The sequence below is a fragment of the Erythrobacter sp. SD-21 genome (genome assembly GCF_000181515.1).
Classification (GTDB): domain Bacteria; phylum Pseudomonadota; class Alphaproteobacteria; order Sphingomonadales; family Sphingomonadaceae; genus Qipengyuania.
Map to the genome: position 1 here is coordinate 155,767 of NZ_ABCG01000003.1, position 12,014 is coordinate 167,780.

Here is a 12,014-nt window from a genome sequence, read left to right on the forward strand (position 1 = left end):
CCACCGCCCACTGCGCGGGACGCTGGCAATGGGCCACCGCTTGCGGCATCACTCCGGCGATGAGCGAAGCAACCGACGACAACCAAACGGAAACTCCGCTGCTCTTCGGGCGCGTGCTCGACGGGAAGGGTGGCGCGAGGCCGATCGACTGGGCCGAAGCGCAAGGCTGGGGGCCCGCCGCGCAAGGAGAGGTGCTTTGGCTTCACCTCTGCCGCAGCCGCGAAGGCGTGCAGCAATGGCTCGAAACCGAACTCGGCATTCCCGAACCGACGGCGGAACTGCTCACCAGCGACCAGACCCGCCCGCGCGCCTTTCGCGAAGGCGCGACGCTGGTCGGCACTTTGCGCGGCATCAACTTCAACCCGGGCGCGGAACCGGAAGACATGATCTCGATGCAGCTGTGGTGCGACGGCAACCGGTTAATCACGCTGCGCCGCCATCCGCTGCAGACGCCGCGCGAAGTCGTCGCCCAGCTCGACAGCGGGTTCGGACCGGTCGATGCGGGGGCTACGATAACCCTGCTCGCCGAATACATGATCGCGCGCATGAGCCAGTCGATCATCGACATGAACCAGGTGCTCGACGAGTTGGAGCATGACGATCCCGAAGAGCATGCCGAGGCGATGCTGAAGCGCATCTCTACCATTCGCCGCAATTGCCTTGCTCTAAAACGCCACATGGCGCCGCAGCACGAGGCGTTGGAACAGATCAGCCGTGACGCTCCGCACTGGTTCGAGGAGGAGGACCGCCGCGAGATCGCCGAGAGTATTGCGCGCCTGCGCCGCTATCTCGACGATATCGATATCAGCAAGGAAAGCGCGCTGGTGCTGCAGGACGAATTGCGCGCCCGCAGCCTCGCTTCCTCGGAACACGCGACCTACATGCTCACCATCGTCGCCGGTATCTTCCTGCCGCTGGGGTTCCTCACCGGCCTTCTCGGTATCAATGTCGGCGGCATGCCGGGCATGGACGATCCAGACGCGTTCTGGGCCGTGGTGGTGCTCTGCGGTTTCCTGTTCGTAGCGCTGATCGTGGTCTTCCGGCGGCTGCGCTGGCTGTAGCGATCAGCCGCCGCGCTGTTCGGGAATGAATTCCTCGCGCACTGCCTTGGCGATCAGTTCGAGCGGGATGATGCCTTGGCCGAGCAGGAAGTCGTTGAACGCCTTCTCGTCGAAATCGTCGCCCAGCGCCACTTCGGTCGCGATCCGGAGGTCGACCAGCTTGCGATAGCCGTAGTAATACGAGCCCGCCTGACCCGGCATATTGAACTGGTAGCGATCAAGTTCCTGTTTCGCCATCGGGCGCGAGAGGAGGACGTCCTCAAGCAGCACCTTCTCGGCGTCCTCGCGGGTGATCATGCCTAGGTTGAGCATCGGGTCGAGGAAAGCGCGGGCCGCGCGCAGCAGGCGGAACTGCTGGGCGACGAACTGGCCCTCGATCGGTTCGTGCGGCAGCATTTCGGCCTCGGCATAAAGCGCCCAGCCTTCGACATTCACGCTGTTGAAGGCGTAGAGCAGGCGGGCGAGGCTGACACCCTGCTCGACCAGCGCAGCGAACTGCATTTCATGGCCGGGACGCGCTTCATGCGCGCTCAGTGTCCAGCTAGCAGCCGCGAAGTTGAAATCGTCATAGACCTCGCCTTCTCCCGCGCTCGGATTGCCGACGGTGAGAACGAAGGTGCCCTGTTCGCCCGTGTTCCCGATGAGGCGCGGCGGGCGCATGTGCGGGGCGGGCTGGGCGGCGCTTTCGGCTTCCGAGGCGAGCCGCATCGCCAGCTCGTATTCGGGAAGCGAGACGATGTCGTTCTGGCGGATTTTCTCCTCCAGCTGCGCGTTCACACCGCGGTAGTAAGCCTCGATTTCGTCATTCGGGATGGTGCGGCTCTTCAGAGCGCGCATGACCCCCTGGTAGCTGGTGTCTTCCCAGCCGTTTTCGGCCGCGATCTGCGGGGCGAGCGCTTCCATCTGGGCGCGGATTTCGTAGAAGCCGCGGCGCGCCTGCGCCATGGTTTCGCGCGGATCGGCGTCGATCCCCCAGGCCTTGAGGCTGTAGGCGTAGAGCTCTTCCGGCATCCGCGGATCCTCGCGCGTCAGCGGCAGGACAACCTCTTCGGTCCATTCCTTGTAATCGGCGAATTGCGCATCCATCGCCGCCAGCGCCTCCTCCGCGCCTTCGATCTCGTAGCGGGCGAAGAGTTCGCGGATGCCTGCGGCGTAGGTATCGATCTTGGGCAGGCCTTCGCGCACCTCGACGACGTAGGGGCCCATTTTTCCGTCCGCCCGGCTGGCTTCGAAGCGGCGCTTGGCGAGCTCGGTCATCGGTTCGGTATCGGGCCAGGTGCCGGTAAAACGCTGCAGCAGGTCGAGCGCCTTGGCACGGCGGTTCGCCGCCGTCTGGTCGGAGAGGAGCAGCCCGACCGATTGGAAAACATCTTCTGGCACATTGCTGAACTCGAGTGAATATTGCTGGTCGAGTTCGACCCCGCGAATGCTCTGGTCGAGCGAGTCGATCAGGATCTGCAAATCCTGCTGGACATAGGGGTTGGTTTCGGCCTGCATGGCGGCTGCGAATTCGGCGCGCAGGGCACGGGCGCCGGCGAGGTAGCGCTCGTCCCGGTCGGGTGCCATGTCGCTCACGAGGCCGTCATACTGCTCGTAGCCGGAGGCCGAGGCGTTGATCGGGAAGAACTCCGCCTGGAAGGTGATCAGCTTCTGCGTATAGGCGTTGCTGGTCTCGACCCATTCCGGCGCTGCGGGCGCTTCCTGTGCGGCCAGCGGCGCTGCGGGAAGGGCGAGGGTGGCGGTTGCGGTGGCGAGCGCGATGGCTGCGGCAAAGGTTTTCATGAAGGCCTCTCCTGTTTCGAGAGGCGGGGTGCGCTTTTCCCCCTAGCTTTGCAAGCGGCAGCCCGACGAACGCGCCTTACCAGCGGACCAAGGGCGGGATGGCGAAGCGGCCGACCAGGCCGGAAAGCACCACCGGCGCGACATGCCAGATGCCGAGGTGGCCGATATCGTCCACCGGGCAGGCGAGGCCGAAGGCAAAGCTGCCAATCGCGCCGGCCGCAATGCCGGTATAGGTGCCTGCGGCCTTCAGCGATACGGGCGCACCGCGCCGCAGCCAGAGGGTAAGTGCAGCAGCGGTGGCGAGCCCGAAGGCGCTTCCCGCGACGAAACAGCCGAGCCCGTACATATCCTGCGTCAGCGCAGCGGCGAACCCGCCGAAGCCGAGCATCACGAGCGCAGTGAGCGGCAGGAGGGTCAGCATGCCCGCAGACCAGCGCGCGCCCTCGTGGCTGTTGCCGACATGGGGCGTCGCCATGCGCAGCACGGCGTAGGCCGAGGCGGCGCCGAGCAGGCCGAGCATGCCGTTGGTCATGAAGAATTCGGTGGAGGGCGCGCCGTCCAGGATTCCGCGCCACAGCCCTTCGATCAGTTCGACGAGGACCACGGTACCGATGGCGGCCAGCGCCACCAGAGCGACACCATGCGACAGGCGGATCGGGCGGACAGGCGCGAGATCCTGCGCCAGAGCGTCAATGAGAGGGGTGGAGACCCGGTTCATGTCATTCGGCCTTTTCTACTAGCGCGGACAGCTTCTTCAGACCGCGATGGATATTCACTTTGACCAGGCTTTCGCTCTGGCCTGTTCGCTGGGAGGCTTCGGCGATGCTCAATCCCTCGATCTTGACGAGTTCGATGGCTTTCGCCTGCTTGTCGGGCAGGTGGACGAACAGCCGTTCAAGGCTCATCCGCGCCATTACCGCCTCTTCCTCGCTGTCTTCGGCTACGTCGTGATCGCCCAGCTCGTCTTCGGCAGAGCGGTAGACCTTGCGCAGGTGGTCGACCCAGCGATAGCGGGCGATGGCGGCAAGCCAGGGATAGAAGGCGCGGCGGTTGTCCCAGGTCGCGCGTTTCTTGTGCACCGCCAGCAGCACATCCTGCACGAGGTCATCGAGCTGGGAGGGCGGCACGCGCCGCCTGTAATAGCGTTCGAGCCAGAGCTGCACTTCGGCCAGAAGCGCGCGGTACATGGCCGCATCGCCATTCTGGGCGGCGGTCATCATCTGCGCCAGGCTGGCCTCATCGGCCATCATCGACCATCTCCTGCACCAGAGCGTGCTGGACCGAAGTTCGGACGGGTGGTCGTAAAGGTTACAGCTGCCCGATCAATAGGCGAAGGTCTGGCCGACCATTTCCTCGCTGATGGTCCAGAGCCGGTCTGCATTTTCCTTGTCGACAGCGTAGCTGCGCACGCCGCCGCCGGTGTCCTCATTGTCCTCGTTGGCGACGTGACAATCCTCGCAGTAGAGGCCGCCAGCGCCTTCGAGTTCGTCGGTCGTGGCGACCCAGCAGGTGGTCGCCGCGCCTTGCGGGATGGTCTTGAAGGGCTGCGGTTCCTCGCCGCGTTCCTCGGCGGCCTTCTGTATTCGCGCCATCAGGTTTGCGACGTCTTCCTCGCTCATGTGGCGGCCGAGATTGGTGTGGATGCCGCCCGGGTGCAGTGCATAGGCGTGGATGCCCTTGTCCGTGAGCCGCTCCTCCAGCCCCACGGCGAAGAGGACGTTGGCGGTTTTCGACTGCCCGTAGCTCACCCATTTGTCGTAAGCGCGGTTTTCGAAATTGGGATCGTCGAAATCGACCGGCGCGATGTGGTGGCCGCGGCTCGACAGATTGACGATGCGGGGGCGCTCGCCCTTTTCGACCAGCGGCATGAGCAGATTGGTGAGCAGAAAGTGGCCAAGGTGATTGGTCCCGAACTGCATTTCGAAGCCGTCCTCGGTCTTCGCCTCGTCGCAGGCCATGACGCCGGCGTTGTTGATGAGGAGATCGATCTTCTCGAAGCGATCGTTGGCTTCCTTGCCAGCCTTGCGCACGCTGTCGAGCGAAGCGAGGTCGCAGACCAGAGTATCGACCTTGGCGCCAGTCGCGGTAGCAAGTTCGTCGGCGGTGGCGGACAGCTTGGTCGCGTCGCGTCCGGAGAGGATGATGTGCGCGCCCTTTGCAGCCATCGCGCGGGCCGTTTCCTGCCCGAGGCCGGAATAGCCGCCGGTGATGAGCGCGGTGCGGCCCTTCAAGTCCTTGTCCGCCAGCACCTCGTCCGCCGTGCTCTCGAATCCGAATTCGCTCATGTCTGGCCCTCTCTTCCGGTTGCAAATCGGGACGTAGCACAAAGAAGGGGGCGCACAACGAAAAGGGGGCGCGGAGATTTCTCCCCGCGCCCCGCCGACACCCTCTCTCCCTGGTGTCCTGTCAGTCCCGCATCAGGCGCCCGGAGGTAGCGGGTCGTCGCTCTTGGGTGCAGCCGCCTTGCGGCGCTTCGGCTTGGGCGCTGCGGGGCTGCCGCCTGAGGTGCCCCCACCGAGGTCGCTGTCCATCTGCTCGAGCTTACGCGCCGCCCAGTCGCGGCCACCGAGGCCGAAGGCAAGCGCGCCGGCCACCGCGACGCCGCCGATCAGGATCGTCAGCGCGTTGGCCGGGATCATCCCGCCGATGCCGGTGAACTGCAGGCCCATGAAGACGAACAGGATGATCGTCGCCCAGCGCACGATGGTCGCCGCGGTTCCGTTCTCGCCTGCGTCGCCAGCGATAAGCCGGGCGAGCAGGTTGGCGATGAAGAAGCCGAAGGCGATCACGACTGCGCCGAAAATCACGCGCCCGCCAAGTTCAAGCACCTGGTCGAGAATGGCGGTGAGTTCGGGGAAACCCAGGAGGCGTGTGGCGGCGATGGCGAAGAACAGGATGATCGCAACCTGCACGACGCGGGCGATGATGCTGGATGCGCGCGTGCCTTCCGCCATCATGCCGCTTTCCGCCAATGCCCTGTCGACGCCGAGGCCGGGCAGCACTTCCTTCAGCACCTGCACCACGAACTTGCTGATGAGGTAACCGATGCCGAGCAGGATCGCGGCCGCGATGATGTTCGGGATGGCGTTGAAGATAAGGGTCAACATGCCGCTTGCGGGTCCGGAAATGCTTTCGATGCTGAGAGCTTCCAGCGCCATGATCGAGACGAAGATCACTATAATTGCATAGACGATTGTGGCGATGGTCTTGCTGATCGCGGTGTTGCCGGTGACATTGTCCACCCCGCCGCGATTAGCCCATTTGTCGAAATCGACCGTCTGCAACGTGGTAGTGATGAGATCGCGCACGATCCGCGCCACCATCATGCCGATGAAGAAGATCAGGCCCGCACCCACCAGATTGGGGATGAAGTCCACTATGTTCTCGAGCAGGCTGTCCACCGGCCCTGCCACGGCGCCGAGGCCGAGGATCTGAAGGATCACGAGGAGGCCGAAGAGCCAGATCAGCAGGCTCACGATCTTGCCCAGCGATTCACCCAGCGACGATCCGTTGCCGGTGCCGCGCTGGAAGAAAGAAATGTTGTCGACGAGCTTGGCGAAGGCCCACTTCGCGGCCTTGGCCGCCGCCCATGTGATAAGCAGGACGATCAACGCGAGACCGATTTTCTCGATCACGTCCATCGCGACCTGCTGGTCGAAACGATAATTACCGATACGCATGAAACCTCTCCCTCATGGTTTCTTCCGCGGCAGGGCTATCACCCTTGGCGGTTTTATCCAAAAAGTCGGCGGGGATTGAGTGGATAACTTTCGGTGCTATCCCAGAGGGATGAGAGGTTTCGCATCCCCGCTCGCCGCTAGTCTTGCGCTGGCCCTGTCCGTTTTCGCCGCGCCCGCGGCGGCCGAGGACGAGGCGACGCGCTGGTCGCTCGCCATCCATGGCGGGGCGGGGACGATCGCTCGCGCCGACATGACGGCAGAGGAAGACGCGGCCTATCGTGCCTCGCTGCAAGAGGCGCTTGATGCCGGCGCAAAAGTGCTGGCCGAAGGCGGCGAGGCGCTCGACGCGGTCGAGGCGGTGATCCTGATCCTCGAGGACGACCCCAAGTTCAACGCCGGGCGTGGAGCGGTTTTCACCTGGGAGGGCGGGCACGAACTCGACGCCTCGATCATGGACGGCCGCAACCGGGGCGCAGGCGCGGTGGCGGGCGTTTCGGGCATCCGCAACCCGATCCTGCTCGCGCGCAAGGTCATGACCGACAGCCCGCACGTGATGCTGGCGGGCGAGGGGGCGGAGGTTTTCGCCGCCGAAAACGATCTCGAACGCGTGCCCAACGAATGGTTCGACACCGACTTCCGCCGCGAGGCGCTGGAGCGGGTGAAGGCGGAGAAGCTCTCTTCGCTCGATGTCGATGCCAAGTTCGGTACGGTCGGTGCGGTGGCGCTCGACACGCATGGCAATCTTGCCGCCGGAACCTCGACCGGAGGCATGACGGGCAAACGCTGGAACCGCATCGGCGACAGCCCGGTGATCGGCGCCGGCACCTATGCCGACAACCGCAGCTGCGCTGTTTCGGCAACGGGCTGGGGCGAGTATTTCATCCGCGTCGGGGTGGCGCACGAGATATGTACGCGACTGCGGCTGGCGCAAAGCCTTGATGAGAATACGCTCGTGAGGGCGATGGAGCGGAACGTGGAGGCCGATGAGGGCGAGCTGGTCTACAACGTTGGCAGGATTGCGGCGGATGAAGCGCAGGAAATTGGCGATGCCGTGTTGCGCGACGTCAAGGCGCTAGGCGGCGACGGCGGTATCATCCTCGTCACGCCCGAAGGCCACGCGCTTTACAGCTTCAACACCGAGGGCATGTACCGGGGCCGCGCGACGAGCGAAGGCACGAGCGAAGTCGCAATCTACGGCGACGAATAGCCGGACTGCCGCGGCCTAGCCCCGCTTGCGGGCCTGCGCATAGCTGCCGAGCAACCGTACATCGTTGGTCTGAAAGACGAGCTCCTCCAGCGCGCTATCGACGCCCGGATCGCCTGGCGCGCCTTCGATATCGGCATAGAACCGCGTAGCGGCGAAGCTGGCGCCCTTCTGGTAGCTCTCCAGCTTGGTCATATTGACGCCATTGGTCGCAAAACAGCCCAGCGCCTTGTAGAGCGCGGCGGGCACGTTCTTCACCTCGAAGATGAAGGTCGTCATCTTCGTCGCCGCCTCGATAAGCGCCGGATCGCGCTGCTCCTTCGCCAGCACGACGAAGCGCGTGGTGTTGTCGGCGGCGTCCTCGACCGCCTCTTCCACGATATCGAGACCGTAAAGCTCGGCCGCCATGGGCGGGGCGATGGCGCAGAATTTGGGATCGCGCAATTCCGCGATATAAGCCGCCGCCCCGGCCGTATCGGCATGGGCAAGGGCGACGATGCCGCGCTGCTGGAGGAATTCGCGCGACTGGCCGAGCGCCTGCGGGTGGCTGTAGGCCGCCTCGAACGGACCCGGCCCGGTGGCCATCAGCGCGTGGGTAATGCGCATGAAATGTTCGGCCACGATTGCGAGGCCACTTTCGGGCAGCAGGAAATGGATGTCCGAGACACGGCCGTGCTGGCTGTTTTCGATCGGGATCATTGCGCAGCCTGCCTTGCCGCTCTTCACCGCGTCGAGGGCATCCTCGAAGCCGAGATAGGGCAGCGGCAGGCATTCGGGGTCGAACTGCATCGCGGCCTGGTGCGAATTGGAGCCGGGCGCACCTCCGAAGGCGATAGCGCGCGCAGGATCGGCCGCGGCGGCGCGGCGCATGGTGTCGACCATATCGACGGCGGGCTTGGCAAAGGTACGCATGGAAACGGCTGTGTTAGCGACGAATTCCCGCCCCGCAAGCTCTATTGCCAGTTGTGCACTTGCGCGAAAAGGCCTGTCGCACTAGAGCGACGCGCAACCATCAGACCACACGGATTCTCGCAGGCACACACGCAATGGACGACCGTTTCAATACCGCTTCCGGCTGGGTTCTTTTCGCCGGCATCGTCGCGCTCGGCGCTTCGATCGGCTCGGGTATGTATTTCCACGCCGACAGCCATGAATATCCCGAAGGCCAGGACTGGGGCTATTTCGTGGAAGGCGCGGAAGAAGAAGGCGACGCAGATGCGGGGCCCGATCTCGGCACGCTGCTCGCCAGCGCCGATGCGGCTGCGGGCGAAAAGGTCTTCGCCAAGTGCACCGCCTGCCACACGATCGACCAGGGCGGCGCAAACGGCATCGGCCCAAATCTTTACGGGATCATGGGTAAAGCTGTCGGCGGCGGCGCGGCCGGTTTCGCTTACTCTTCGGCTCTGGCGGATCACGGCGGCCAGTGGACCTGGGAAAACATGGACGCATGGCTCAAGAGCCCGCGCGCCTTTGCCAGCGGCACCAAGATGAGCTTTGCCGGTCTCTCCAAGCCGGAAGACCGCGCCAACGTGATGGAATTCCTGTCCACCTATGGCGGCGCTCCGGCCAAGCCCGAACCGGCTGCTCCGGAAGTGGAAACGGGTGAAGGCGAGGACTTCCCCGGCGCCGGTCCGGGACCTGTCGAAGGGGTTCCGGTAGAAGGTCCCGAAGCGGCCACCGGCATGAGCGCAGACCAGCCGGTTCCCAGCGAAAACGCGGCCGGCGACAACGAAGGTGCGACCAAGATCGACTGATCTTCTCGAGCTATCGCGATTGAAAAACCCCGCCTTCGAGCGGGGTTTTTTGTGCCTGACGAGGAGGGGGGCCCTAACCCTTGAACCCTTGCGCGATGACATACCACTCGCTCGAGCCTTTGCGGCTGGCGGGAGGCTTGGCGTGCTTGACCGTCTTGAAGTGCTTCTTGAGCAGATCGAGCAGGTCCTTGTCGGTCCCTCCGGCAAGAACCTTGGCCAGGAAGGTCCCGCCCGTATCGAGGTTCTCGACCGCGAACCAGGCCGCCGCCTCGACGAGGCCCATGGTGCGCAAATGGTCGGTCTGCTTGTGGCCGACGGTGTTGGCCGCCATGTCGCTCATCACGAGGTCGGCCTTGCCGCCCAGCGCCTCTTCCAGCACCCGCGGCGCGTCGTCGTCCATGAAGTCCATCTGGAAGATGGTGACGCCCTCGATCGGCTCGGTCTCGAGCAGGTCGATGCCGACAACGGTGGCCTTGGGCCGCACCTTGCGCGCCACCTGGCTCCAACCGCCCGGCGTGATGCCGAGGTCGACGATCCGGCTGGCGCCTTTCAGCAGGCCGAACTTCTCGTCCATCTCGATCAGCTTGTAGGCCGCGCGGCTGCGATAGCCGTCCGCCTTGGCCTGTTTCACATAGGGATCGTTGAGCTGGCGCTGCAGCCAGCGGGTAGACGATTCCGACCGCTTCTTCGCCGTGCGGACACGCGTGTCCTTGTCCTTCCCCGAACGGCTCATACGTCCTGTTCCTTCATGCGTTGGAGCGCGGCGCGGCTGCGATCGCCTGTCGCATCGGCAGCCATCAGGCTGCGCAATATGCCCTCGCGTATGCCGCGGTCGGCCACGCCCAGCGTTTCCGAAGGCCAGATATCGAGGATGCTTTCCAAGATCGCGCAGCCGGCCACTACGAGGTTGGCGCGATCATCCCCGATGCAGGGAAGCTTGCGGCGGTCCACCCCGCTCATATGGCTGAGCCGGACCGAGATGTCGCGCATCGCCTGCGCGGGAAGAATGAGCCCGTCGACTGCCTGCCGGTCGTATTGCGGCAGTTCGAGATGGAGGCTGGCGAGCGTAGTGACCGTGCCGCTGGTGCCGAGCAGGCGGATCGGGTGTGGGCCTTTGGCGAACTCGCGCACTCGCTCGGCAAAGGGCTTGAAACTGTCGCGCACTGTCTTGCGCATCCGGCGGTAGCGGTCGAGCCGCTCGTCCTCGCTGTCGTCAGAGCCTGTCACGGTATCGGTCAGCGACACCACACCCCAGGGGACGCTCATCCAGTCGATGATGCGCGGGACCGCGCCGCTCGGTTCGACCAGCACCAGCTCCGTCGAACCGCCGCCGATATCGAAGATGACCGCCGGGCCTTCGCCGTCTTCCAGCAGGATGTGGCACCCCAAGACGGCGAGGCGCGCTTCTTCCTGGGCTGAGATGATATCGAGCACGATGCCTGTCTCGCGGCGCACCCGTTCGATGAACGCCTCGCCATTGGAGGCGCGGCGGCAGGCTTCGGTCGCGACCGAACGGGCAAGGTGGACGTGCCGGCGACGCAGCTTTTCGGCGCAGACGTGCAAGGCCGCCAGCGTGCGGTCCATCGACTCGTCCGAGAGGCGGCCGCTTGCCGCCAGTCCTTCGCCGAGGCGCACGACACGGCTGAAGGCGTCGATCACGGTGAAATTCTCGCCCGAAGGTCGCGCGATCAGAAGGCGACAATTGTTGGTGCCGAGATCAAGCGCGGCATAGGCCTGTTTGCGGCCACGCGGGATCGGCGTCACATTTGCGCTCTGGATTACGGAGGGTCGGGCACCGGGCGCTTTCGCGTCGTGCGAAGCCGAGCCGATGCGCGCGCCCTTGTTCTTGGGGCGCTTGTCGGGCCGGGAGGGGCGCTTGTAGCGGAAATCGGCTACCTTGCCGGACGTGCCGCCCCTTGGTTTTCCGTGCCCCCGTTTCATGTCCGGCGGAGACTGTTCCGCCATGGGGATATCTTTCGTTATTCCTCCCGCGCAAAACCACCTCGCGCGGGGACCTGTTACCGATGCTAGCGGCGGAAGGGCGAAGGGGCAAGCGTGCATGACTGGCTTGGGGTTGACCTTGTGCGCGCACGAAACTAGATGCGCGGCCTCTCTTGCGACGGCGAGACGATTCTCGCGAGTTGCCGCATGGCTGATGCCCCGTCGTCTAATGGTAAGACTACGGACTCTGACTCCGTCAATTGAGGTTCGAATCCTCACGGGGCATCCACTTTTCCCTCGCTGCCAACTCGCCACGCCCGTTCATGACCGGCGTGCCATGGCATGTGCAGCAGGTGTCGGCGGGAATACGGAATCCACAAAATATCCCGATTCAGGACGGCAAGTTTTTACCTTTCGCCGCGAAAGAGGCCCCCGGACGAAACCAAGGGGTCTCGACCGTGAAAAAGAACAAGTCGTACTTGCCGGAGGACAAGGTCCTTCGCCAGGAACTGCCCGGATCGGGAATGGCCGACGAGATTGTCGGCACCGAAGGTGACGACACGATCTCGGGCTATGCGGGCCAAGACCATAT

Annotated in this window: 11 protein-coding genes, 1 tRNA gene and 1 pseudogene; 5 read left to right on the plus strand and 8 right to left on the minus strand. The window is 64.4% G+C overall.

Annotation, left to right across the window (positions count from 1 at the left end):
- The first annotated feature begins 59 nt into the window (after window positions 1–59).
- On the plus strand, window positions 60–1,061 hold the full coding sequence (locus tag ED21_RS06805; RefSeq protein ID WP_006833118.1) for a zinc transporter ZntB: 1,002 nt from the start codon (window positions 60–62) through the stop codon (window positions 1,059–1,061).
- 3 nt (window positions 1,062–1,064) lie between these two features.
- On the opposite strand, the gene ED21_RS06810 is transcribed toward ED21_RS06805, so the two are convergent.
- The 5 genes from ED21_RS06810 to ED21_RS06830 all read right to left on the minus strand — a co-directional run bounded on the left by ED21_RS06810 (window position 1,065) and on the right by ED21_RS06830 (window position 6,523).
- Window positions 1,065–2,843 (minus strand): DUF885 domain-containing protein, encoded by a 1,779-nt coding sequence (locus ED21_RS06810; RefSeq protein WP_006833119.1) that lies wholly within the window; start codon window positions 2,841–2,843, stop codon window positions 1,065–1,067.
- A gap of 76 nt (window positions 2,844–2,919) precedes the next feature.
- The gene (locus tag ED21_RS06815; protein ID WP_006833120.1) at window positions 2,920–3,561 is read right to left on the minus strand and encodes a DUF1109 domain-containing protein; all 642 of its coding nucleotides are present in this window, start codon (window positions 3,559–3,561) and stop codon (window positions 2,920–2,922) included.
- A 1-nt stretch (window position 3,562) separates the two neighbouring features.
- A complete protein-coding gene (locus ED21_RS06820; protein WP_006833121.1) occupies window positions 3,563–4,093 on the minus strand; it encodes a sigma-70 family RNA polymerase sigma factor in 531 nt (176 codons plus the stop codon).
- A 72-nt stretch (window positions 4,094–4,165) separates the two neighbouring features.
- A complete protein-coding gene (locus ED21_RS06825; RefSeq protein ID WP_006833122.1) occupies window positions 4,166–5,128 on the minus strand; it encodes an SDR family NAD(P)-dependent oxidoreductase in 963 nt (320 codons plus the stop codon).
- Between the two features lie 132 nt (window positions 5,129–5,260).
- Window positions 5,261–6,523, minus strand: a complete 1,263-nt coding sequence (locus tag ED21_RS06830) for a mechanosensitive ion channel (RefSeq protein WP_006833123.1) — start codon at window positions 6,521–6,523, stop codon at window positions 5,261–5,263.
- Window positions 6,524–6,632: 109 nt separating this feature from the next.
- Here ED21_RS06830 and ED21_RS06835 point away from each other — a divergent pair, with 109 nt between their 5' ends.
- Complete coding sequence (locus ED21_RS06835) at window positions 6,633–7,730, plus strand: isoaspartyl peptidase/L-asparaginase family protein (RefSeq protein WP_006833124.1); 1,098 nt, start codon at window positions 6,633–6,635, stop codon at window positions 7,728–7,730.
- Between the two features lie 15 nt (window positions 7,731–7,745).
- On the opposite strand, the gene ED21_RS06840 is transcribed toward ED21_RS06835, so the two are convergent.
- A complete protein-coding gene (locus tag ED21_RS06840) occupies window positions 7,746–8,639 on the minus strand; it encodes a prephenate dehydratase (protein WP_006833125.1) in 894 nt (297 codons plus the stop codon).
- A gap of 134 nt (window positions 8,640–8,773) precedes the next feature.
- Between ED21_RS06840 and ED21_RS06845 the strand changes: the two genes are divergently transcribed.
- Complete coding sequence (locus ED21_RS06845; RefSeq protein ID WP_006833126.1) at window positions 8,774–9,481, plus strand: cytochrome c family protein; 708 nt, start codon at window positions 8,774–8,776, stop codon at window positions 9,479–9,481.
- Window positions 9,482–9,554: 73 nt separating this feature from the next.
- Here ED21_RS06845 and ED21_RS06850 read toward each other — a convergent pair whose 3' ends face one another.
- Together ED21_RS06850 and ED21_RS06855 are read right to left on the minus strand one after the other, a co-directional pair.
- A complete protein-coding gene (locus ED21_RS06850) occupies window positions 9,555–10,214 on the minus strand; it encodes an RlmE family RNA methyltransferase (RefSeq protein ID WP_006833127.1) in 660 nt (219 codons plus the stop codon).
- Window positions 10,211–11,446 carry a Ppx/GppA phosphatase family protein gene (locus ED21_RS06855; protein WP_006833128.1) on the minus strand — a complete coding sequence of 412 codons (1,236 nt, stop codon included), beginning with the start codon at window positions 11,444–11,446 and terminating at the stop codon, window positions 10,211–10,213. The genes ED21_RS06850 and ED21_RS06855 overlap by 4 nt, the downstream gene beginning before the upstream one ends.
- A gap of 191 nt (window positions 11,447–11,637) precedes the next feature.
- Here ED21_RS06855 and ED21_RS06860 point away from each other — a divergent pair.
- A tRNA-Gln gene (locus tag ED21_RS06860) sits at window positions 11,638–11,711 on the plus strand.
- Window positions 11,712–11,946: 235 nt separating this feature from the next.
- Window positions 11,947–12,000 (plus strand): annotated as a pseudogene (locus ED21_RS15775) (hypothetical protein); the annotation flags it as partial.
- Window positions 12,001–12,014 lie beyond the last annotated feature (14 nt).